Annotated in this window: 14 protein-coding genes and 1 pseudogene; 12 read left to right on the top strand and 3 right to left on the bottom strand. The window is 67.7% G+C overall.

The window, feature by feature from the left end:
- Positions 1 to 10: 10 nt before the first annotated feature.
- The 5 genes from K6T84_RS05695 to K6T84_RS05675 all read left to right on the top strand — a co-directional run bounded on the left by K6T84_RS05695 (position 11) and on the right by K6T84_RS05675 (position 15,524).
- Complete coding sequence (locus K6T84_RS05695) at positions 11 to 1,198, top strand: sensor histidine kinase (RefSeq protein ID WP_225401291.1); 1,188 nt, start codon at positions 11 to 13, stop codon at positions 1,196 to 1,198.
- Between the two features lie 12 nt (positions 1,199 to 1,210).
- Positions 1,211 to 1,894, top strand: coding sequence for a two-component sensory transduction protein RegX (regX, locus tag K6T84_RS05690; protein ID WP_224864315.1), 684 nt, complete (start codon positions 1,211 to 1,213; stop codon positions 1,892 to 1,894).
- Between the two features lie 191 nt (positions 1,895 to 2,085).
- A complete protein-coding gene (locus tag K6T84_RS05685) occupies positions 2,086 to 9,174 on the top strand; it encodes a type I polyketide synthase (protein WP_225401292.1) in 7,089 nt (2,362 codons plus the stop codon).
- Positions 9,175 to 9,177: 3 nt separating this feature from the next.
- The gene (locus tag K6T84_RS05680) at positions 9,178 to 14,529 is read left to right on the top strand and encodes a non-ribosomal peptide synthetase (protein ID WP_225401293.1); all 5,352 of its coding nucleotides are present in this window, start codon (positions 9,178 to 9,180) and stop codon (positions 14,527 to 14,529) included.
- A 5-nt stretch (positions 14,530 to 14,534) separates the two neighbouring features.
- On the top strand, positions 14,535 to 15,524 hold the full coding sequence (locus K6T84_RS05675; RefSeq protein ID WP_225401294.1) for an NAD-dependent epimerase/dehydratase family protein: 990 nt from the start codon (positions 14,535 to 14,537) through the stop codon (positions 15,522 to 15,524).
- Between the two features lie 220 nt (positions 15,525 to 15,744).
- On the opposite strand, the gene K6T84_RS05670 is transcribed toward K6T84_RS05675, so the two are convergent.
- The 3 genes from K6T84_RS05670 to K6T84_RS05660 all read right to left on the bottom strand — a co-directional run bounded on the left by K6T84_RS05670 (position 15,745) and on the right by K6T84_RS05660 (position 17,716).
- Complete coding sequence (locus K6T84_RS05670) at positions 15,745 to 16,005, bottom strand: ribbon-helix-helix domain-containing protein (RefSeq protein WP_224864319.1); 261 nt, start codon at positions 16,003 to 16,005, stop codon at positions 15,745 to 15,747.
- A gap of 1 nt (position 16,006) precedes the next feature.
- Positions 16,007 to 16,261, bottom strand: a complete 255-nt coding sequence (locus K6T84_RS05665) for a hypothetical protein (RefSeq protein ID WP_224864320.1) — start codon at positions 16,259 to 16,261, stop codon at positions 16,007 to 16,009.
- 192 nt (positions 16,262 to 16,453) lie between these two features.
- On the bottom strand, positions 16,454 to 17,716 hold the full coding sequence (locus K6T84_RS05660; protein ID WP_225401295.1) for an ATP-binding protein: 1,263 nt from the start codon (positions 17,714 to 17,716) through the stop codon (positions 16,454 to 16,456).
- 490 nt (positions 17,717 to 18,206) lie between these two features.
- Between K6T84_RS05660 and brnA the strand changes: the two genes are divergently transcribed.
- From brnA to K6T84_RS05625, 7 genes and pseudogenes are all read left to right on the top strand, one after another.
- Positions 18,207 to 18,443, top strand: coding sequence for a type II toxin-antitoxin system BrnA family antitoxin (gene brnA, locus K6T84_RS05655; protein ID WP_224864322.1), 237 nt, complete (start codon positions 18,207 to 18,209; stop codon positions 18,441 to 18,443).
- A 1,119-nt stretch (positions 18,444 to 19,562) separates the two neighbouring features.
- Complete coding sequence (gene egtA / locus K6T84_RS05650; protein ID WP_082632566.1) at positions 19,563 to 20,897, top strand: ergothioneine biosynthesis glutamate--cysteine ligase EgtA; 1,335 nt, start codon at positions 19,563 to 19,565, stop codon at positions 20,895 to 20,897.
- A pseudogene (gene egtD / locus K6T84_RS05645) lies at positions 20,894 to 21,856 on the top strand (L-histidine N(alpha)-methyltransferase); the annotation flags it as partial. The gene egtA and the pseudogene egtD, both read left to right, overlap by 4 nt.
- Positions 21,857 to 22,150: 294 nt before the next feature.
- Positions 22,151 to 22,648 (top strand): YkgB family protein, encoded by a 498-nt coding sequence (locus K6T84_RS05640; RefSeq protein WP_224865607.1) that lies wholly within the window; start codon positions 22,151 to 22,153, stop codon positions 22,646 to 22,648.
- Positions 22,641 to 23,357 (top strand): flavodoxin family protein, encoded by a 717-nt coding sequence (locus K6T84_RS05635; protein ID WP_224863853.1) that lies wholly within the window; start codon positions 22,641 to 22,643, stop codon positions 23,355 to 23,357. The genes K6T84_RS05640 and K6T84_RS05635 overlap by 8 nt, the downstream gene beginning before the upstream one ends.
- 20 nt (positions 23,358 to 23,377) lie before the next feature.
- Complete coding sequence (locus tag K6T84_RS05630) at positions 23,378 to 24,019, top strand: RNA polymerase sigma factor (protein WP_224863852.1); 642 nt, start codon at positions 23,378 to 23,380, stop codon at positions 24,017 to 24,019.
- A gap of 5 nt (positions 24,020 to 24,024) precedes the next feature.
- On the top strand, positions 24,025 to 24,249 hold the full coding sequence (locus K6T84_RS05625) for an anti-sigma factor family protein (protein ID WP_224865606.1): 225 nt from the start codon (positions 24,025 to 24,027) through the stop codon (positions 24,247 to 24,249).
- The last annotated feature ends 10 nt before the right edge of the window (positions 24,250 to 24,259 follow it).

Genomic DNA, 24,259 nt, shown 5'->3' with positions numbered 1-24,259 from the left:
CGATTTGGCCGTGGCTGCGACAACCGCGCTGACGCTCGTTGCGGTGTCGGCACTGCTGGCGCTCGCGGTCGGCACGGGGGCCGGAATCTGGCTCGCGCCCCGGCTGGCCGCGCGCCGCCGCCGGGTGGCCACTGAACGGTCCGGGATCACCGTCTCGCAGATGCTGCAGCAGATCGTCTCGCACGCGTCGCTGGGCATCGTCGTCGTCGACAACCACCGTGACGTCGTCTACCTCAACGACCGGGCGACGGCCCTGGGACTGGTCCGTGGCCGGCTGCTCGACGACGGCGCCTGGGAGGCCGCGCGGCGCGCACTCGACGGCGAGGACGAGGTGGTCTTCGACCTCACCGCGGCCAATCGGGCGGCCGGGGCCACCCGCTCGGAGCTGTCCGCGGTGCGCGGGTACGCCCGGCTGCTCTCCGAGCAGGACGTCCGGTTCGCGGTGGTGATCGTCGACGACCAATCCGAGCAGGCTCGGATGGAGGCCAGCCGGCGCGATTTCGTGGCCAACGTCAGCCACGAGCTCAAGACCCCGGTCGGTGCCATGGGGCTGCTGGCCGAGGCGCTGCTGGCCTCGGCGGACGACCCCGAGGCGGTGCGCCCGTTCGCGGAGAAGGTGCTGGTGGAGGCCAACCGGCTGGCCAGCATGATCGGTGAGCTGATCGAGCTCTCCCGGCTACAGGGCGCGGACCCGCTGCCGGACCTGGGTGTCGTCGACGTCGACAGCGTGGTGAACGAGGCCATCTCCCGGCACAAGGTGGCCGCCGACAACGCCGAGATCACCATCACCACCGACGCCCCCAGCGGCTTCCGGGTGCTCGGAGAAGAGACGCTGCTGGTCACCGCGCTGGCCAACCTGGTGTCCAACGCCATCGCCTACTCCCCGCACGGATCGCCGGTGTCGATCAGCCGCCGCCGCCGCAACGGCTTCGTGGAGGTAGCCGTCACCGACCGGGGCATCGGGATCGCTCCCAAGGACCAGGAGCGGGTGTTCGAACGCTTCTTCCGCAGCGACAAGGCCCGGTCGCGGGCCACCGGCGGCAGCGGGCTGGGTCTGGCGATCGTCAAGCACGTGGCCGCCAACCACAACGGCACCATCACGCTGTGGAGTCAGCCGGGCACCGGCTCGACGTTCACTCTGACCATTCCGGCATATCAACCGGGCGAGTCGGGAAAAGATGAGCAACAGCGACCATGAGGAGCAGCGCCGATGACGCACGTATTGATCGTTGAGGACGAGGAGTCGCTGGCGGACCCGCTGGCCTTCCTGCTGCGCAAGGAGGGATTCGAGGCCACCGTCGTCACCGACGGGTCGGCGGCCCTGGCGGAGTTCGACCGGGCCGGCGCCGACATCGTGCTGCTGGACCTGATGCTTCCGGGGATGTCGGGCACCGACGTCTGCAAGCAGCTGCGGGCCCGCTCCAGCGTGCCGGTGATCATGGTCACTGCCCGCGACAGCGAGATCGACAAGGTCGTCGGCCTGGAGCTGGGGGCCGACGACTATGTGACCAAGCCGTACTCGGCCCGCGAGCTGATCGCCCGGATCCGCGCGGTGCTGCGCCGCGGCGGCGACGACGAGGGCGGCATCGGCGAGGGCGTGCTGGAGTCGGGTTCGGTGCGCATGGATGTCGAACGGCACGTGGTCATGGTCAACGGTGAGCAGATCACCTTGCCGCTCAAGGAGTTCGACCTGCTCGAATACCTGATGCGCAACACCGGCCGGGTGCTCACCCGCGGTCAGTTGATCGACCGGGTGTGGGGCGCGGACTACGTCGGTGACACCAAGACACTCGATGTCCACGTCAAACGGCTCCGGTCCAAGATCGAGGCCGATCCTGCCAACCCGGTGCACCTGGTTACGGTGCGTGGACTCGGGTACAAGCTGGAGGGATGACGCACGCCTCATCAGGCGCTTCGCCGTGATGTGGTCACCTAACTTGCCCGTTTGGGCGTACTCCGGCGAAAATTGCGAGATTGGGTGTCCGGCTTCTTAATGTAGCCTTAATCAAGGTTGCCTGCGAGAAGGCCCGGGCTTTTAATCTGATAAAACCAATCTTCGTTAGTAATACGGGAGACGCGAGCGCGATGAGCCGGCCGGACGACACGGGAAACCCCCTGCGCACACTGGTGGATCTGCTGACGCAGCGGGCCGAGCAGCGCGTAGACATGCCGGTGTTCACCTTCTCCCGGGACGGCGACGAGAACGAGACCAGCCAGATCAGCTATCGCGAGCTCGACCTGCGCGCCCGCCGGATCGCCGCGAACCTGCAGGCCAACGGCGCCGCCGGTGAGCGGGTGCTGGTGCTGTGCCCGCCCGGCCTGGACTTCCTGGCCGGCTTCTTCGGCTGCCTCTACGCCGGCGCTATCGCGATTCCGGTGCACCCGCCGATGCGCGAGCACCTGGTTCCGCGCGTCGAGTCGATCATCGCCGACGTCAAGCCCGGATACGCGATCACCAACGCCGAGATCGAGCCCAAGATCAGGCCCGCCATCGACGCGCTGCCCGGTGGACAGACGCTGCGCTGGACGATCATCGACGTCGACATCGCCGACGGCGCCGAGAGTGCCTGGGTGGCGCCGCAGATCGACGGCGAGAGCATCGCCATGCTGCAGTACACCTCCGGGTCCACCAGCGCCCCTAAGGGCGTCGTGCTGACCCACGGCAACCTGGTGCACAACCTGATGACCATCTCCGAGGCCTGGGGCGCCAACACCGACATGCCGCATGTGGTCGGCGTGTTCTGGCTGCCGCCGTATCACGACATGGGCCTGATCGGTGGCCTGCTGGCAACCATGTACGTCGGCGGGCAATCCGTGCTGATGCCCCCCACGGCGTTCATCAAACGGCCGATGCGCTGGCTGGAGGCGATCTCCCGGCATCGCGCCATGATCACCGCCGCGCCGAACTTCGCCTTCGACCTGTGCGTCGAGCTGAGCACCCCGCAGGAGCGCGCCGCGCTGGACCTGTCCAACTGGTCGGTGGCGCTGTGCGGCGCCGAGCCCGTGCGTACCGCCACTCTGGACGGGTTCGCCGAACTGTTCGCCGAGTCGGGCTTCCGGCCGGAGTCGTTCTACCCGGTGTACGGGCTGGCCGAGGGCACCCTGCTGGTCTCCGGCGGCTCAGACCTGCCGACGCCGATGGTGCAGCACATCGACCGGGTCGCTCTGGGTGACAACCGGGTGATCGACGTCCCCGCCGACGACCCCAATGTGGCGACCCTGGTCGGCTGCGGCAAGCCGCGCGGCGGCCAGCGGGTGATCATCGTCGACCCCGACACCCGCCTGGAGTGCGCCGCGGACCGGGTCGGCGAGATCTGGGTATCCGGGGGCAGCGTCGCGCACGGCTACTGGGGTGCACCCGAGCTGTCCGCGGAGACGTTCGCCGCGACGCTGGCCGACACCGGTGAAGGCCCGTTCCTGCGCACTGGCGACCTGGGCTTCCTGCACTCCGGGGAGCTGTTCGTCACCGGCCGCCGCAAAGACCTGATCATCATCCGCGGCACCAACCACTACCCCAACGACATCGAGCTGACCGTCCAGAACACCAACCCGGCGCTGCTGCGCGGCCGCGGCGCGGTGTTCTCGATCGCCCCCGAGCCCGGTGCCGCAGAGCAGCTGGTGGTGGTCCAGGAGGTGGACCCGAGCCGGCTGTCCGGCGAGCAGGCCGACGAGGCCATGCAGGTGATCCGCACCGCGGTCACGCAGAACCACTCGGTGCGCACCCACTCGGTCGTGCTGGTCCAGCCCCTGCAGCTGCCGACCACCTCCAGCGGCAAGATCCAGCGCAACGCCTGTAAGAAGCAGTACCTCGACGGCGAGCTGCCCATCGTGGCGCAGTGGCCGTCAGCTGCCGCGCCCGCGGCGCCGACCGCCCCGGCGGCTCCCGTCCCCGCTGAGTCCGGGCCCGACTCCGGCACGCGCAGCGCCGCCGAGATCAGCGCCTGGCTGGTCAACCAGCTGGCCCAGGACCTGGAGCTGCCGGTCGCCGAGATCGACCCGTCCAAGCCGTTCGCGTTCTACGGGCTGGACTCCATCCACGCGGTGCGCCTGTCGACGGCCCTGGAGAAGTGGCTGGGCTGCGAGCTGGTCCCGACCATCGCCTATGAGTACCCGTCGATCGACATCCTGTCGGCACACCTGGCCCGGGTCGCCACGGATGCCCCCGCCGCTGAGCGGGAGGCCGAAAGGGTCGAACGTCCCGCCGCGGACGAGCCGATCGCGATCGTCGGCATCGGCTGCCGGTTCCCGGGCGCCGACGGCCCCGAGGAGTTCTGGAGGCTGCTGTCCGGCGGAGTGGACGCCACCAGCGAGGTGCCGGGCGACCGCTGGGACGTCGACGCCTTCTACAACCCGGACCCGACGGTGCCGGGCACCGCGGTCACCCGCCGGGGCGGGTTCCTCGACCAGGTCGACCAGTTCGATTTTCAATTCTTTGGGATCTCGCCCCGTGAGTCGGCGCAGATGGACCCGCAGCAGAGGCTGCTGCTGGAGGTGGCCTGGGAGGCGCTCGAAGACGCCGGGCAGGCGCCCGACGCGCTGGCCGGCACCCGAACCGGCGTGTTTGTCGGCATCTCCACCAACGACTACGGCTCCCTGCGGCTGGGCCAGCCCCAGCTCGTCGACGCCTACACCGGCACCGGCAACGCGCTGAGCATCGCCGCCAACCGGTTGTCGTACACCTTCGACTTCCACGGGCCGAGCATGTCGGTCGACACCGCCTGCTCGTCGTCGCTGGTTGCGGTGGACCTGGCGTGCCGCAGCCTGCGCGACGGCGAGTGCTCCATGGCGCTGGCCGCCGGCGTGAACGTGATCCTGTCGCCGGCGCTGGCGATCAACTTCACCAAGGCCCGCGTGATGGCCCCCGACGGCCGGTGCAAGACCTTCGACGCCGACGCCGACGGCTACGTCCGCGGCGAGGGCGCCGGGGTGGTCGTGCTCAAGCCGCTGAGCCGGGCGCTGGAGGACAACGACCCCATCTATGCGGTGATCCGCGGCAGTGCCACCAACTCCGACGGCCGCACCAACGGTTTGATCGCCCCCAGCGGGCGGGCGCAGGAGCGGGTGGTCGCCGAGGCGTTCCGTCGCGCGGGCCTGCCGGCCGGCTCGGTCCAGTACGTCGAGGCGCACGGCACCGGAACCTCGATCGGCGATGCCATCGAGGCCAACGCCCTGGGCAGCGTGCTGTCCGAGGGCCGGCCGCAGGGCAGCCGCTGTCTGGTCGGGTCGGTCAAGACCAACATCGGGCACTTGGAGGCCGCGGCCGGGGTCGCCGGACTGATCAAGGTGGCGCTGTCGTTGCAGCACCGCACCATCCCGGCCAGCCTGAACTTCACCGAGCCCAACCCGCACATCCTGTTCGACAGCCTGCCGCTGGAAGTGGTGACCAAGCAGACGCCGTGGCCGGCGGGCAGCCGCGCGATCGCCGGGGTCAGCTCGTTCGGATTCGGCGGTACCAACGCCCACGTCGTGCTCACCGAGGCCCCGCAGGTCCGCGCCCGCTACGCCGATGAGTCGGCTCCGCCACGCGCCGAGCTCTTGGCGCTGTCCGCGCGCTCCCCGGAGGCGCTGACCGCGCTGGTCGGCGAGTACGAGATGGCTCTTTTCTCCGGTGGCCTCGAGGGCGGGACCTTCCTGTCCGACCTGTGTTACACCGCCGGCGCCCGACGCGGCCACCACGACTACCGACTGTCGGTGGTCGGTGACTCGCCGGCGGCACTGTTCGAGTCGCTGTCGGCCTATCGGCAGGGCGAATCACGGCCGGGCCTGTCGGTCGGGCATTGTTCGCCGGGCCGCCCCCGGCACGGGGTCACGTTCGTCTTCTCCGGGCAGGGTTCCCAGTGGCACGGCATGGCGCAGCGGCTCCAGGCCGAAGAGCCGGTGTTCGCCGAGGCCCTGGCGGCCTGCGACAGCGCGATCTTCCCGCACCTGGGGCACTCGGTCCTCAAAGCGCTTGCCGCCAAAGAAAATTCGGGCAAGTCTCAGCTCAACGACATCGGTATCCTGCAACCCACCATCTTCGCGATCCAGGTGGCTTTGGCGGCGCTGTGGCGGTCCTGGGGCGTCGAGCCGGTCGCGGTCGTGGGGCACAGCCTCGGCGAGGTCGCGGCCGCCCACGTCGCGGGCGCACTGAACCTGGAGGACGCCGCACGGGTGATCTGCGCCCGGGCCCGGATGCTGCGGGGCGTGCGCGGCCGCGGCGCGATGATGGTCACCGAGACCACCATGGCTGAGGCACAGGACCTGATCGCCGGCCATGAGCGTGAGGTGGCCGTGGCCGCCAGCAACAGCTACCGCTCCACCGTGCTCGCCGGTGAGCGCAAGGTGCTCGAAGAGCTGATGGCCAAGCTGAACCAGCGCGATCGGTTCTGCCGGTGGATCGACGTCGACGTCGCCTCGCACAGCCCGCAGATGGACGCCCTGGCCTCCGGTCTGCGCGGCAGCCTGGTGAAGCTGAAGCCGACCGTGCCGACGGTGCCGATGTACTCGACGGTCACCGGGGAGCCGGTGGGCGAGCGGCCGCTCGACGCCGACTACTGGGTAGCCAACCTGTGCTCGCCGGTCCGCTTCTCGCCGGCGCTGCGCCGCCTACTGGAGGCCGGACACGACACCTTCGTCGAGCTCAGCCCGCACCCCATCCTGCTGACCGGGGCCCGCGAGGACGCCGAACACCTGCACCGCAGTGCCGTTCTGCTGCCGTCCATGCGCCGCGACGACGACGGTCGCTCCACCATGCTCGGTTCGCTGGGCTCGCTCTACACCCTGGGACATCCGGTGGCCTGGGAGCAGATCTACCCCGAGGGCAGCCGGCTGGTGCCGGCCCCCACCTACCCGTGGCAGCGAGTGCACTCCTGGCTCAACGCCGGTTCCATCTCGGCGCCGCGGCACGGCGGCGGTGCGCCCGGTGGCTGGCGCGGGCCCATCCGCTCCGCCGCTCAGCCGGACACCGTGCTGGCCGAGCTCGACATCACCACGGCGTTGACCGCCGAGCAGCTCGGCGAGCTTGCCCTGGCCGCGGCCGAGGTCGCGTTCGGGCCGGGCAGCCGTTCGGTCGGTGAGCTGACGCTGCGCGGCAACACGGCGCAGGTGCGTACCGTGCAGTTCGCGTTGACCGGGGATACGTTCGAGTGCTTCGGCGGTGCCGGCGAGGGCTGGTCGCTACTGGCCACCGGCACCCTGGCCGCCGGTGACTCCGGTGTTCCCACCGTCGTAGTGGATCCCACCGACCGCATCTACCAGATGGACTGGCAGCCCGCATCGGTCCCCATCGGCGGCGAGAGCCGATCCGACGGCCGTCCCGCCGAGCCGGGCAGCTGGCTGATCCTGTCCGACGGCCCGGTCGCCGACACCCTGCGTGACCACCTCGAGGCGCAGGCGCAGTCCTGCGTGCTGGTGGAGCCGGTCGTCGGGCTCGCCGCGATGGAACGGATCAGCGCTGACAGCTACCGGGTAGACCCGGCCCGGCCCGAGCACTTCGCCGAGCTGCTGCGTGCGGCGTTCGGCGGCGACCGTCCGCCGTGCCGCGGCGTGGTGCACCTGTGGAACCTGTTGGCCGGCCCGGAATCTCTTGCTTCTCTTGAGACGGCCGCCGACATCGGGTCGCTGAGCGTCGTGCACCTGCTCCAGGCGCTGACCCTGGCCGGTTGGCCGGAGTCGCCGCGGCTGTGGTTGGTGACCCGCGGCGCGCAGCCGGCCGGGGATCAGTCCGGTCCGGTGTCGGTCGCGCAGGCCCCGGTCTGGGGTCTCGGCCGCAGCATCGACCACGAGTACCCGGAGCTGCGGGCCACCGGCGTCGATCTGTCGGTCTCCGGCGGCCCCGAGGAGCTGCGCGGATTGTTCAGTGAGATCTGGTCGGACGCAACGGATTCCGACGTGGCCTTGCGCGGCCCCCGCCGCTATGTGGCCCGCTTGGAGGCCTACACCGCACCCGCGGACGCCGGCGAGCTCGCGGTGCGTGCCGATGGCACCTACCTGATCACCGGTGGCCTGGGCGCGGTCGGCGGCAAGATCGCCGAATGGCTGGTCTCTCGCGGCGCCCGCCACCTGGTCCTGATGGGCCGCGGTGCGCCGTCGGCGGCGGCGGAGGCGACGCTGGAAACGCTGCGCGCCGCCGGTGCCGAGGTGACCGTCGCCCGCGGAGACGTGACCAAGGCCGAGGATGTTTCGGCCGTGCTCGCCACGATCGGTTCGACCATGCCGGAGCTGCGCGGCGTGGTGCACGCCGCCGGCACCGTCGACGACGCGATCCTGGCCCGCCTGGACGCGGCGAAGTTGCGTGAGGTGATGGCACCCAAGGTCCAGGGCACCTGGAACCTGCATGCCCTGACCGCGGATGCCGAACTGGACTTCTTTGTGCTGTTCTCCTCGGCCGCATCGGTTCTGGGTTCGCCGGGTGCGGCGAACTACGGTGCCGCGAACGCCTTCCTGGACGCGCTGGCCTGGCATCGCCGGGCTGCTGGGCAGCCGGCGTTGAGCGTCAACTTCGGCCCGTGGGCGGGGTTGGGCATGTTCACCAATTCCGAACTGCACCGGCACTTCTCGCACTACGGCGTGGAGGGGATGTCGGCCGACGACTACTTCGCGGCGCTGGGGATCCTGATCGACGGGTCTGCCACGCAGGCCCTGGTGATCGACATCGACTGGCCGAAGTGGCGCCCGAACGTCCACCCGTCGCTGCTGGCCGACGTGCAACCCGTGGCTGCCGAAGAGGGTGGAACCCCTGCCGGCGGGCTGTATGACGCTGTGCTGGCAGCGGATCCGCAGGAACGCCAACGGCTGCTGTCGGCCTACCTGCGTGACCTGGTCGCCGGCAAGCTCGGCTTGGCGCCGGGGAGCCTGGACCTGGTGGCGCCGCTGAACAGCCTCGGGGTGGACTCGCTGATCACCCTGGAACTGCGTATTCAGGTGGAGCGTGAACTGGGCATCGTGGTGCCGGTGGCCCGCCTGCTCGACGGTCCGAGCGTCACCAGCCTGTCCGGCTGGCTCGGTGAGAAACTGGCCGACAGCGCGCAGAAGCCCGCGGATGCTCCTGCCGCGCAGGATGTCCCGGCGAGCAAGCCGCAGGCGGCGCAGGAGATGGAGCTGCTGTCCCAGATGTCGGACCTGTCCGACGACGACGTCGACGCGTTGCTGCAGAAGATGCTCGCCGACGGCGATCAGGTGAAGGATGGGGGATAACCCATGACCGACCAGCCCGTCGATATCTCCAATCTGTCGCCGGAGAAGAAGCGAGAACTGCTGGCGCAGTTGCTGATGGCCAAGGCGCAGGACGCGGCCTCGGAACACCAGATGTCCTATGGGCAGCGGTCGATGTGGTTCGTGCACCGGCTGGCTCCCGGCAGCGCTGCCTACACCGTCGCCTACGCGGGCCGGATCGCCGGAACCCTTGATGTCGCCGCGCTGGAGCGGGCCGCACAGGCACTGGTGGACCGGCACCCGATGCTGCGCACCACCTTCGCCGAGCGTGACGGCCAGCCCGTCGAACTCGTGCACGCACACGCGCCGGTGCGCATCGCCCGGCACCGGATCGGCGATGGCGAAACCGAACTCGCCGAATGGGTTCAGGCCGAGACCGACCGGCCGTTCGACCTGCGCACCGGACCGGTGCTGCGGCTGGCCCTGCTGGAGCGGTCGACGGATCACGTGCTGCTGCTGACCGTGCACCACATCGCCGTCGACTTCTGGTCCATCGACGTGATCCTCGACGAACTGCGCGGCCTCTACGCCGCCGAACACGGCGGCCCGGTGCCGGAGGTGACTGCGGACCGTTACGTCGACTATGCCGAGCAGCAGAACCAGGCACTGGCCGGGCCCGAGGGCGAAGCGCTCTGGGAGTACTGGCGGGAGAAGTTCAGCGGCGAGCTGCCCACGCTGGCGCTGCCCACCGACGCACCGCGCCCGGCGATTCAGACGTATAACGGTGCGCTGCACCGGTTCAGCATCGACGCCGAGGTGACGGCCGGACTCAAGCAGGTGGGCCGTGCCGTCGGCGCGACGCCGTACATGACCATGCTGGCCGCCTTCGCGGTGCTGTTGCAGCGCTACAGCGGCCAGGACGACCTGATCATCGGCTCGCCGTTCGCCTGCCGCGACCGGGCGGGGCTGATGGGGATGGTCGGCTACGTCACCAACCCGCTGCCGCTGCGGGTGGACCTGAGTGACGACCCGACCTTCGCCACGGTGCTTGGTCAGGTCAAGGACACCGTGCTTGGCGCGCTCGCCCACCAGAACTACCCGCTGCCGCTGCTCGTCGAGAAGCTGCGCCCGGTCCGCGACGCGGCCCGCACCCCGCTGTTCCAGGTGTCGTTCGCCTGGCAGCAGGTCCGGCTGTTCGAAGACGGCGCCGGTGACACGCCCGGCGTTCTGCACCTGGAGACCCTGCACATCGGCCAGGGCGGCTCACCGTTCGACATCACCATGCAGGTCGGCGAACACGAGGACGAGCTGCAGGCCGCGCTGCAGTACAACACCGATCTGTTCACCCCCGCCACCATGGCGGCCATGGCCGAGCACTTCCGGCTGCTGCTGGCTGGGCTGGTGGCGCCCGGCGCCGCCGAGGCCACCCCGCTGTCGCGGTTGAGCATGCTCAGCGACGCCGAACGTGCTGTCCTGGGCGCCTGGAACCAGACCGCGGTCGACTACTCCGACGCCCCGGCCCGCCTGCACGAGATGGTCGAGGCCGCCGCCGCGCGCACGCCCGACGCCGTCGCGGTGAGCTACGAGGACCGCGAGCTGAGCTACGCCGAACTGGACCGGCGCGCCAACGGGCTCGCGCACCGGCTGCGCGGGTTCGGCGTCGGCGTCGGTGTCGGAACTGATGTCGTGCCGGTGCTTTTGGAGCGTTCCGAAGACCTGGTGATCGCCCTGCTGGGTGTGCTCAAGGCCGGCGGTGTCTTCCTGCCGCTGGACCCCGCCCAGCCCACCGGGCGGCTGGAGGCGATGCTGGCCGACGTGCCGGACGCCCCGGTGTGTGTCACCCAGCGTGAGCACTTGTCGCACGTGCCAACCGATTTCACCGGCGCCCGGCTGTGTCTGGACCAGCCGTCCACCGCACCGGTCGAGCAGGCGTCGGCTCCCGAAGCCGTCTCATCCGGTGAGCTGGCCTACCTGATGTACACCTCCGGTTCCACCGGAGCGCCCAAGGGCGCGCTGAACAGTCACGCCGGTATCCGCAACCGGCTGCTGTGGATGCAGGACGCCTACCAGCTGACCGCCGACGACCGGGTGCTGCACAAGACCCCGATCAACTTCGATCCGTTCGTCTGGGAGATTTTCTGGCCGTTGACCGTTGGCGCCCGGGTGGTGATCGCCAAGCCCGAGGGTCACAAGGACTCCGGTTACCTGGCCCGGACCATCGTCGAACAGCGCGTCACCACGATGCACTTCGTCCCGTCGATGCTGCGGCGGTTCCTGGCTGACCCGGAGGCCGCGTCCTGCACCGGCCTGCGTCAGGTGTTTTGCAGCGGTGAGGCGCTCACCGCCGACCTGCGCGACACGTTCTTCGAGCTGCTTCCCGCCGAGCTCTACAATCTCTACGGGCCGACCGAGGCCGCCATCGACGTCACGCACTTCCATTGTGAGCGTGGCGTTTCCGGGGGTGTGCCGATCGGACGGCCGATCGCCAACATCGCGATCCATCTGCTGGACTCCGCGGGCAACCCGGTTCCGGTGGGGGTGCCGGGCGAGTTGCACATCGGTGGCGTCGGCGTCGCCCGTGGCTACCTGAACCGGCCCGAGGCCACCGCCGCGGCGTTTCTGCCCGACCCGTTCAGCTCCGAACCCGGGGCGCTGCTCTACCGCACCGGCGACCTGGCCCGGTACCTGCCCGATGGCAACATCGACTACCTGGGCCGTAGTGACGACCAGGTGAAGATCAACGGCTTCCGGATCGAACTCGGTGAGGTGGAGGCCGCGCTGGTCAAGCACCCCGACATCGTCGAGGGCGCGGTCGTGGCCCGCAAGGACGCCGGCGGCAACACCCAGCTGATCGCACATATCGTGCCCGTCGCGGCCGCACCGGGCACCGCCGAGCTGCGCCGCTTCCTGCTCGACCTGGTGCCGGCGGCCATGGTGCCCGCGGTGTTCCGCACCACCGACCTGCTGCCACTGTCGGCCAGCGGCAAGGTGGACCGGCGCGCACTGCTGGCGCTCGACAACGATCTCGACGCCGCACCAACGGAATTCGTGGCACCGCGCGACGCCACCGAAGAGGCGCTGGCCGAGATCTGGCGCGAGGTTCTCGACGTCGAGCGGGTCGGGGTCACCGATGACTTCTTCGCCCTGGGCGGGGCCTCCACCCAGGCCCTGGAGGTCGCGGTGCGGGTCGGTGAGCTCGGCCTGGAGCTGCGGCCGGAGTCGATGTTCGTCTACGGCACCATCGCCGAGCTGGCCGCCGAGTTCGGCCCGATCGGTGGCGAGCCCAAGTCGGTTCCCGCCGCCGAGCAGCCTGTCGCGCCCGCCCAGCCGGTGGCGCAAGCGCCCAAACCTGTTGCCGCGCCGGTGATCGAGCCGGCCAAGACCGGGCCGGCGCGCAACATCGTGATCGAGAGCCTGGGGGTGTACCTGCCGCCGCGGGCGGTCTCCACCGACCAGGTGCTGGCCGATTGCGTCAACGAGGTGAAGATCCCGCTGGAGCGGCTCACCGGCATCAAGAACCGGCGGATGGCCGGCGTCGACGAGTTCTCGATCGACCTGGGTCGCAAGGCGATCGGCGACTGCCTGTCCCGATCCAGCTACGCCCCCGAAGAGATCGACCTGGTCATCGCGTGCAACATCTCCCGTTGCGACGGCCCGGAGCACATGTTCACCTTCGAGCCCAGCACGGCCTCGCAGCTGCGCGACCAGATGGGGCTGACAAACGCGGTGTGCTTCGACATCAACAACGCCTGCGCCGGAATGTTCACCGGAGTCAGTGTGGCGCAGGACTTCCTGCAGACCGGGCTGGCGCGCAATGCCCTGGTGGTCAGCGGCGAGTACATCAGCCACATCACCGAGACCGCGCAGCAGGAGATCGAGAGCGCGATGGACCCGCGCCTGGCCTGCCTGACCGTCGGCGATGCCGGTGCGGCGGTGGTGCTGGAGCTGGGGCCCAACGACCGGGTCGGCTTCCACGACCTGGACCTGGCCACCTACAGCGAATTCGCGAAGCTGTGCATCGCCAAGGCGACCGAGGGCCCGCACGGGGGTGCCATCATGCACACCGACTCGGTCACCCAGACCGCGATCGCCGTCAAGCACTCGGTGCCCTACGTCGCGGCGGTCATGCAGCGCCACGGCTGGCGGCCCGAGACAGCCGACCAGCTGTTGATGCACCAGACCTCCGAGGCGTCCATCAACGACGCGATCCTGACCATCAACCGGGTGTTCGGTGCCGGTGCGGCCAGCCGTGCCAACACCATCTGCAACCTGGCCGAGCGTGGAAACACCGCTACCACCACACATTTTGTCGCGCTGTATGACTACATCACGGCGGGCCGGATCAATTCCGGTGACAACGTGGTGCTGTCCATCACCGGATCGGGTCAGACCATCGGGACCGGGCTGTACACCTTCGACGACCTGCCCGACCGGATGCGCCGGGCCGCGGGCGGCCAGGCCGGGCACGCCGGTCGCAGCCGGCCCGCCGCCCGGCGGGAGCTGCCGGCCACGCCGCGGGTGCGTATCGAAGGCATCGGCATGGCCCCCGCAGCACAGGGACAGCCCAGCAATATCCAGTCGGCCACTGACGCTGCCGCCGCCTGCCTGGCCGACAGCGGCGTCGACCGGACCGAGGTGGGCCTGGTGATCCACACCGGCATCTACCGCGACGACTTCCTGTCCGAGCCGGCGGTCGCCACCCTGGTCGCCGGTGAGGTCGGCATCAACGCCGAACCCGAATCCGCCGATGCCCCCAAGACGTTTGCGTTCGACATCCTCAACGGCGCAGTCGGTTTCCTCAACGGCTGTCACGTCGCCGCCGGCATGATCGGCGCCGGGCGCACCGGACACGCCATGGTGCTCGCCTCCGAGGTGGAGAACAACACACGGGAGAGCGGCTATCCGCTCGTCGGCCTCGCCGAGACCGGCTCGGCGATCATGCTCAGCCCGAGCAGTGGCCCGGAAGGCTTCGGCCGCTTCGTGTTCGGCCACCACCCGGAGTACCAGGGCGCGCTGCGCACCTACACCCAGGAGCGTGACGGCCGGATGTGGCTGCGGGTCGACCGTGACCCGAACCTCGCTTCGATCTACGTGAGCTGCCTGCCGGCTGCGGTCAAGGAGCTGCTGACGCTGGAGGGCCTGGAGCCCGAGGACATCGCGCTGGTGTTCCCGCCGTATCTGCCCGGTGCGGCTCTCAGTGAGCTCGCCGCGGGCATCGGGGTGGACCGGTCGCGCTTCGTCGAGACGCAGGGCCTGACCGGTGACCCGTTCACCTCGACGCTGCCGTACCAGATCGCCGATGCCCGCGAGCGTGGCCTGGTCAAGCCCGGTGACGTCACGCTGGTCATGGCCGTGGGCTCGGGCATCGAGGTCGGCTGCACCACCTATCGGTTCTGATCGGCATGCGCGCATTCGTCACCGGCGGAACCGGTTTCGTCGGCTCGAATCTGGTGGCCGCACTGCTGGATCGCGGCATGGAAGTCCGGGTGCTGCGGCGGGCGACATCACCGATGGCCGCGCTGGAGGGCTTGGACTGCGAGACCCGGATCGGCGACGTCAACGACGGGGTGGACGCCCTGACCGAGGCGATGGCCGACTGCGACTGGGTGTTTCACACCGCGGCGATCTCGGACTATTGGCGCTACCGCACCCAGACCCGCCTGTACCGCACCAACGTCGACGGCACCCGCGACATGGCTGCGGCTGCGTTGCGAGCCGGGGTCAAGCGCTTCGTCTACACCAGTTCACTTGCCGCCCTGGGCGTTCCGAAGCGGGGGCATCATCTGGTGGAGACCGACGAGTTCAACATCCGGCCGCGGAAGTTCCCCTACGGGCACAGCAAGCACCTCGCCGAAGCGGAGTTGCAGAAGGCTGTTGCGGCCGGCCTGCCGGTGGTGATCGTCAACCCGTCGGTGGTCATCGGGCCCCGTGACGTCAACCGGATCGCCAGCGCCATGCTCGTCGAGGCGCAGCGGGGTCGGCTGTGGTTCGCCGCCCCGGGCGGTACCAACTTCGTCTCGGTCGACGACGTGGTGGCCGGCCACATCGCGGCCGCCGAACACGGCCGGATCGGTGAACGCTACATCCTGGGCGGTGAGAACCTGCCGTTCCGTGAGGTGTTCACCGCCGCCAACGAACTCTTCGGTAGGGGCGCTCCTTCGGTCGTGTTGCCGCGCTGGGTGATTCCGGTGGCTGCGGCCGGCGTCAGTGCCGCGCGCGCCGTGGTGGGCCCCAGGTTGCCGATTGACGCCCGCCAGATGCGCCTGTCGACAGCCGACATCTACGCCGACCCCGGCAAGTCCCACAACGAGCTGGGCGTGCCGTTCACGCCGTTCCGTACCGCGCTGCAGGCCGGTTACGAGTGGTACCGCGACAACGGCTACCTGGATTAGCTGCGACAGCAGCGAATCGGCGGGGGCGGTGCTGAGCTCGCATCTACATCGATTCGATCCGCGCGGCAGATGCAATGACCGTGGCTTCGCCATGTGTCCGGCCGCCGGTACTGCGAGAATTACTGCCCCAACGTGTTTGAGTGTCCCTGGGCGCCTACTCAGTTGGCCGTCGGTGGCGGGTGGGGTTGGAAGGGCCGCGTGTTGACGGCGTGGCCGCCGATCAAGTGGTCAGGTACTCCACGAGCGCGCGCCGGATTGTCTCGCCCCGACTCACGCCTTCGAGTTCTGCTCGGGTGTCCACCAACGTCACCAGGTCGTCGGGCAGGCGCACCGAGTAGGTGCTCGCGGCTTCATCCCCTATCGACGGTCGGCCTCGGCGGCGCAGCTTCTCCTCAGGGATGCCTGCTTCGGCCTCGGCAACGAGCCGGTCCACTCCTGCGTTGTCCAGCGGTGGATGGGTCTGCTTCTGCGTGTGGGTCATATCATCGCCTGCCTCGTGCTCGGAGGGCTTTCTCCAGTTCCTTCGGACGGGCCTTCATGCAGTGGATGACGCGCCCGCCGGGGGTGTCATGAAGGATGAGCAACTCCAGCAGCGTCAGGTCGCGGGCGAAGCCGAAAACCCAGGTGCGCGGCGGATCGTCATCCTCGATGTCATAGTCGATGTGCCGGTGTTCTAGAGCGTGAAGGATGTCGTCGCGCGTCCACTTTCGCTTGAGCGCGGTGGGGCCAATCTCCACACGAATATCGTAACACGTAAATACAGGGTGTCGCACCCGGCGCCGGCACCCTTACAGAGACGGCGTGTTTGGCCAGCAGGTAGATTAGCGACGCATCGGAACTCTCGGACTTCTCTGCCGCGGTTCACTCAGCATGACCAGCGCATTCCCTGGTACGACACACCATCTCGAAGTTGGTCGCAAGTCGGGAAACTACCCCCTGGGAGCCCAGAGGGCGTCGATGGGGACGACTGCAAGCCGGTCGCCGAGTGGCTGGGCTTGTGGGCCGGTGTGGAGGATAAGGCCGCCGGCGAAGCGTGCGCCGACGCTGTCACGGAGTCGGGCGATCCAGCGGGTGTCTTTGCCGCGGAGGGTTGCCGCCGACTTGATCTCGATCGCGGCGATGCGGCCGTCTGCGGTTTCCAGTATCAGGTCGACCTCGGCACCATCTCGATCGCGATAGTGAAACAGTCGAGGCGTCAGCTCAGACCAGCCGAGTTGTCGCCGGAGTTCTGAGATCACGAAAGTCTCGATGATGGCCCCCGCCGCGTCCGGGTTGGCATTCGGTCCGGCTCCGGCGGGCGAGACATTGACGAGGCGAGCGGCCAGTCCGGAGTCCAGGAGCAGGACTTTCGGTCGATCGATTACACGCTTCGAAAGGTTGGTCGACCATGCCGGTATGCGGTCGATGAGATACAGGGTCTCGAGGAGATCGAGGTAGGGCGGCAGGGTACGCACGGGGATCTCGGTGCCGGCCGCCAGGGAACTCAGATTGAGCTCAGATGCGCTGCGCGCAGCCAAGAGTCGCAGAAGCCGCGGCAGGTCGGCGATGCGGTGGAGATTTGAGACATCAGGTGCATCGCGTTGGACGATGCGGTCGACGTAGTTGTCCAGCCATGCGTTTCGGCGTCTGGTCGATGGTCGATTGACGACTTCGGGGTAGCTGCCGGTACAGGCGCGGGTGAGATAGTCATGACGGGTCAGGCTGCTTGCGTGACCGAGAAAGAGATCGCCGGCGAACAGCCGGTCGATGAAGGTCTCGGTGACTCCGGCGAGTTCGCCTTGACTGAATCCGAAGAGCTCGAGGCTCTCCGCCCTGCCGGCGAGACTGTCCTCGGTCGCTGGAAGCTGCAAGAGGTTGGCGGATCCGGTGAGCAGATATCGCCCTGGCCGCTGGTCGGTGTCAACGGCGGCCTTGAGTGCAAGGACCAGTTCTGGGACCCGTTGCACTTCGTCGATCGTGAGCAGCCCGTCGGGGAACTGACGAACGAAGCCGTGGGGATCTGTGGCCGCTGCGGTTCGGGTCACGTCATCGTCGAGCGTGACCAATCGCCCGCCGCGGTGGCGGGTGATCTCGGCCGCCAGGGTGGACTTGCCAACCTGTCGCGCGCCCTGAACGACGACGATCCGTGTGTCGGCCAGTGTCTCTTCGACCCTCGGACGCAGGTTTCGAGCAACGCGGGACGGCACGCTCACCGCAACAGCGTATCTGGATTTCGCCGATTCGCGAGAATACTCTCGCCGATTCGCGGAACTTATTTCGCCGATTCGCGGTATATGTGCTCGCCGATTCACTGAATTTGGCCGGTGTCGGTGCCGTCGCCGCCGGGCGTCGGGACTCGAATCTCCAGCAGGCTCACTAGTACGAACTACCTCACGTGTCGCGAACGACACCCCCATGCCCTCGAAGGTGCTTTTACCTGCGATTTTTGTTGATGCTCCAGGTCCAAAGCGGCACAGACAACCGACCTTTGTCGCAGGTCGTTAATCTACCTGCATCCAACTGCCAGGAGTCGCCTAACACTGAGCGGAATTAGTATCGTTACGGTATAATTTCTACTCGTGCTTGACTTCGAGTTTGACCACGAGATCGACGGTCGATGCTGGTCAGCGGTGGTGACCTACCGAGGCGAGCACGTTCGAATCATCTCGGTACGCCGCTCACGCGAAGGAGAGGCAGCGATCTATGAAAGCTAACGAGTTCGACGAACGGTTCGACAACGGCCAGGACATGGCCACTGCCCTCGATGCCGCGCGAGCACGACGGCCTGGGGAGGAGCACCGGCGCGTCAACGTCGACTTCCCCGCGTGGATGATCGCCCAACTCGACCGCGAAGCGACCCGGCTAGGCGTAACCCGGCAATCACTCATCAAAGTCTGGATCGCGGAGAAGCTGGACAATGGCGGACACACCGCGGCCTGACCGCCAGATGTCTCGAGTCCTCCAAGCCTGAATGCCGCACGGTCGGGCCGGTTGGTGGATCGCAACCAGGCTCACCGATGGATGTCATCTGGCGCGTCCTAAACATGTCCCCTGGTCTCACCAACGACTTCACCAGCTGCTTTGTTGATGGAACATGGTCGAAATAACACAGACAACGCACCTTAGTGGCAAGTCAGGAACCTACCCCCTTGGCGGGATCAACTGGCAGATGCGGCGTACCACTTCGCCTGCGGCCATCGCCAACGCGGAATCGACACATCGCTTCGGACTGGAGTCACGCCGTCGTTTTGAGAACACCGACGCCGTGGTCGCACAACGCCCAAACACGGCCGATCGACTTGACGCCGTGGGCATCGCCCGTTAGATTCCTCGGCTGTACTGTTTAGTACAGTTACTGGTCGGTTCCGGCTGGTGCGGCCAAGGAAGGCTCCATGTCGTCGAGCGTGCAATCAGAACGGCTCCACTGACGTGCCATCAGCCAACAGGCGGCGGTGAAGGTAGTGGTGGTCCGGGTATTCGTCGGCGAGTCCGCACCGGCCGCGGTGCACGGTTCCTTGGCGTTCGCTGGTCGGCTGACGACCGTCGGCGGCATCATCACCCGGTACCCGTGGCCTACCCGCTATCCGGCTCCGCAGGCAGTTTGCATTGGATTCCGGGCTCGGCGGCGATGCTGATCATGCTCCCGCTGCCGGCCATGCCAGACACGGCCCGCTGGTACCTGCCCAAAGGTCGCGCCGAACGGGCCCGCCAGGCCCCCAACCCGATAGAAGCGCGGTCCGACGTCGATCTGGAGCGGGGTGAGATCGCGCGTGCGCTCGCCGCGCACAAGGCGCAGCGCTCGCAGTGGTGTGGCGCCAGCCGAATCGGAACGCGATGTTCTTTCTCGCCGGGCCCGACTTCTTCCTCCATAACACTGGTATCCACCCGACGATCGATAACAGTCCTCGGCTGTTTGCGGTCGTGGGGCTCCACGGTCGATCCGCGCTGCTCGCCGCACCAGCCCTGGCGCAAGGCGCCGAATTGGTGGCCGCCCCGTCGTCGCCGCTCTTGGTGTAGCGGCTCGGCTGCCGCCCAGTCCTGCTGTCCGGTGTCGCCGCAATGACCGCGGAACCCAAGCTGGAAGGCGCTGGCTTGGCCGACGGCGCGCTGGCCAGTGCGGCGTCGGCGGCGCACGACATCGCCCAGGAGTACCTCACCGACGGTCCGTTGGCGCGGGTTGGTCTGGAGGTGGAGGCGCACTGCTATGACCCGGCCGATCCTCACCGCCGACCTGGCTGGGATGAAATCATGGGCGTTCTCGAAGCGCTTCCCCCGCTGCCCGGCGCCAGCGTGATCAGTGTGGAGCCCGGCGGTGCGGTCGAACTGTCCGGGCCACCCGCCGAGGGCGTGCTGCCCGCGATCGAGGCAATGACCACCGACCAGGCGGTGCTGCGATCGGCCTTTGGCGAAGCCGGGCTCGGACTGCTGCTGTTGGGCACCGACCCGCTGCGTGCGCCCGAGCGCGTCAACCCCGGCGCACGTTACCGCGCCATGGAAGAGTTCTTTGTCGCCAGCCAGACCGGTGCGGCCGGTGCGGCCATGATGAACTCGACCGCATCGATCCAAGTCAACCTCGACGCTGGACCGCGGGCCGGATGGGCGAGACGGATGTGGCTCGCCCACGCGTTGGGACCGACGATGATCGCAATCACCGCGAACTCCCCATTGCTGGGCGGGAAGTTCACCGGCTGGGTGTCGACGCGGCAGCGGGTGTGGAGTCAACTCGACCCGGCCCGCTGCGCACCCATCCAACCCTCCAACGGAGACGATCCCGCCACCGGCTGGGCGCGCTATGCACTCAACGCGCCGGTGATGCTGGTCCACAGCCCGCACGCCGCTGCGGTACGCCAATCCGTCCCTTTTGCCGATTGGGCCGACGGCCGGGTGCTGCTGGGCGGGCGCCGAGCGAACACCGCCGACCTGCGCTACCACCTGACCACCCTGTTCCCGCCGGTGCGCCCCCGGGGCCGGATCGAGATCCGCTACCTCGACAGCGTCCCCGCCACGATGTGGCCGGCCGTGGTGTTTACGCTAGTGACTCTCCTCGACGATCCAATCGCCGCCGAGGCCGCTGCCGAGGTCGTCGAACCGGTCGCCACCGCCTGGGATACCGCGGCACGGATCGGCCTGGCAGATCCGCTACTGAGCGCGACCGCCAATCGGTGTGTGGCACTTGCCGCCGAGCGGGTGCCCGCTCAACTCGAGGATGCGATGAGCCGGCTGGTCCGGGCCGTCGAGCAGGGACGCTGTCCAGCCGACGACTTGTCCGATCGGGTCATCGAGGACGGCATCGCAACCACCCTCAGCCGGTTGACGCAAGAAGAATGCGTTGCACTCACATCAGCACCGCGGGCGGTTTCGCGGCGGATTCGGCGCGGGAAAGGACTTTCATGACGACGATCCTGTCAAACCACCTGAAGGCCGACTCGGCCTACGAAGCGCTGCGTCGAGATGTCTTGCTTGGATTGCGCAAGACACCGAAGGTGTTGCCCTCCAAGTGGTTCTATGACTCGGTGGGCGGCGAGCTGTTCGATCGGATCACCCGGCTGCCCGAGTATTACCCGGCCCGCGCGGAGGCGCAGATTCTTTCGGCCCGTTCGGCCGAGGTGGCCAGCGCCAGCGCCGCGAACTCCCTTGTCGAGTTGGGGAGCGGCACCTCGACGAAATCCCGGATGCTGCTCGACGCTCTGCGTGAGACCGGCGCGCTGCGCCAATATGTGCCGTTCGATGTCGATGCCCGCACACTCAAGACGTCCGCCGCAGCCATCGGCATCCAGTACCCAGACCTCGAAATCCATGCGATCTGTGGCGATTTCGAGGAACATCTGGGCCAGATTCCCGCTGATGGGCGGCGCCTGTTTGCCTTCTTGGGCTCCACGATCGGCAACTTCACCGCCGGACCACGCGCGGAATTCCTCACAACGCTGGCCACCGCGATGCGCACAGGCGACAGTTTGTTACTGGGCACCGACCTGGTGAAGGATCCCGACCGCCTGGTGCGCGCTTACGACGACGCCGCCGGGATCACCGCACGGTTCAACCGCAATGTGCTGGCTGTGATCAACCGAGAACTCGACGCCGATTTCGACCTCGACGCCTACACGCATGTCGCCCGTTGGAACGCCGCAGCCGAACGCATCGAGATGTGGCTGCGAACCGTCGACCCCCAGCGGGTGCACGTCGGCGCCTTGGACCTCACTGTCGAGTTCGCGGCCGGCGAACAGATGCTTACCGAAGTGTCGTGCAAGTTTCGACCCGACGGGGTCGCCGCCGAGCTCGCCGCGGCCGGGCTGCGGCGAACCCGTTGGTGGACCGACGACGACGGCGACTTTGGCGTGGCACTGGCCGTGAAATATCCGGCATCAGATCCCGCTCCGGAGCCCATCCCGGCCCCCGTACGGCATACCCGCGTAGCGCCGGACGCTCACCGGTCCAGCACCGAATCCGCACCACACCTCAACCCGTTGAAGTGGCAAGTAGGTACATCGGCAACGCCCCCTTCCAAGGGCGTTCCGCCCGGTGTGTCACGTGCGTTGTGGACAAATTCACACCCTCAAAAGGGCTGTAACGCTCCGCCTGCCGGGAGGCACTCCTCTTCGGTGACGGGTCGACGCACCGTCGGCCCTCGAACAGCTGAGGAGAGCACCATGACCGCCGACAATGACGCCGCCGCTGCGCCGCCGCTCGACGTGACCATCACCCGCTCCGGAGGCGCGATCGCCCGCTATGGGCTGGCGCTGGTGATCGGGTGGATCGGAGTCCTGAAGTTCACCGCATACGAAGCCCAGGGAATCCAGCCGCTCGTAGCGAACAGCCCGTTGATGAGTTGGCTGTACCACTTCTTCTCGGTGACGACATTCTCCTCGTTACTCGGTGTCGTCGAGGTGACGGCCGCGGTCCTACTGGCGGTGAAGCCCTGGCTGCCGAAGGTCTCCGCCCTCGGTAGCGTCGTCTCGGTCGGACTCTTTGCGGCCACCATCAGCTTCCTGTTCACGACCCCCGGTGCCACGGAAGCCACACAAGGCGGCTTCCCGTGGTTGAGCATGACCGGTCAGTTCTTGCTCAAGGACGTCGTTCTGCTGGGCATCGCGGTGTGGACTCTGGGCGACGCACTCGGCAGCGCGAAAGGTCACGACCGTGTCTGATCCAACGCTGGACTTCACCGGACTACGGGCGCTGTTCATCAACTGCACTCTCACGCGTTCCCCGGGGATCAGCAACACTCAGGGGCTCGTCGACGCATCGGCGAGTATCATGGCCGAACATGGTGTGGCCGTTGACATCGTGCGGGCCGTTGATCATGACATCGCACCTGGGGTGTGGCCCGACATGCGAGACCACGGGTGGTCGGTAGACGAATGGCCTGGCATCTTCGAAAAGGTGCTGGCCGCACATATCCTCGTCCTCGCGGGGCCGATCTGGCTGGGAGACAACAGTTCTATGATGAAGAAGATCCACGAACGCCTGTACGGTGGTTCGCACCTGCTCAATGACGCCGGCCAGTACCTGTATTACGGCCGGGTCGGCGGTTGCCTCATCACTGGGAATGAGGACGGTGTGAAGCACTGTGCGCAGAACGTTCTGTACACCCTCCAGCACATCGGCTACACGATCCCGCCGCAGGCTGACGCCGGATGGATCGGGGAGATCGGACCGGGACCGTCATTCCTCGACCCCGGTTCCGGTGGCCCGGACAATGATTTCACCAAGAGGAATACGACATTTATGACATGGAATCTGATGCACTTCGCGCGCATGCTGCGCGACGGGGGCGGCGTACCCGCCCACGGCAACGACCGCCGCGGTTGGGACGCGGGGAGCCGATTCGACCTCCCGAATCCCGAGTACCGATAGCGTACAGTCGATTGGCGACTATGGCCGCAACTACGGTTTCGGAGGACGAGGGTGTCCTGGTCGCCGCGCTTCGCGCCGGCGACCAGGACACTTTTGCCCGTCTGGTCGATCACCACACTCCGGTGATGCTGCGCGTGGCGCGTGGGTACGTGCCGAGTCAGGAGCATGCCGAGGATGTCGTGCAGGAGACGTGGATCGCGCTCCTGAAGGGTCTGGACAAGTTCGAGGGACGATCATCCTTACGTACTTGGCTTTTCACGGTTCTGGTCAACATTGCCAAGGCCAGGGGCCTCAAGGAACGCAGGCACGTCGACACTCAGATCAAGGCGTTCACGGGCGGCACGGTCGACCCCGAGCGATTCCGTGCCGCTGGCGCCGAGTTGGCCGGACACTGGAAGGCGGCAGAGACGCCGACACCTTTCCCGGACACTCCCGAAGGCTCAGCCCTGGGTCGCGAACTAACTGCCATCGCGCAGCGCGGCCTCGATACCCTGCCCGAGCGCCAGCGCACCGTGGTGACGCTGCGCGACATGCTCGGTCTCGATTCCGACGAGGTCTGTGCACTACTCGACATCAGTGCCACCAACCAGCGGGTGCTGCTTCATCGCGGCCGTGCGGTGATTCGGCAGACCCTCGAAGACTATCTGAGAGATGCGTCGTGAATCCACTGGATTGCAACGAACTCGTCGAATTGGTTACCGCCTATCTCGACGGATCGCTCGACCTCGAAACGCGGGCACGGTTCGACGAGCACCTGCTCGAGTGCGACGGATGTGCCAACTACCTGCAGCAGTTTCGGGTCACTATCGGTACCCTCGGCGGGATCCGCGAGGCCGAACTGACGCTGGAGTTCCGCGCGAAGCTACTTGAGGCATTCAAGGACTGGCGCTGACAGCCCGTTC

It is taken from the genome of Mycobacterium zoologicum (assembly GCF_020181635.2).
GTDB classification, from domain to species: Bacteria; Actinomycetota; Actinomycetes; order Mycobacteriales; family Mycobacteriaceae; genus Mycobacterium; species Mycobacterium zoologicum.
Note: the sequence above shows the minus strand (reverse complement) of the source record. Positions and strands in the feature narration are given on the sequence as shown.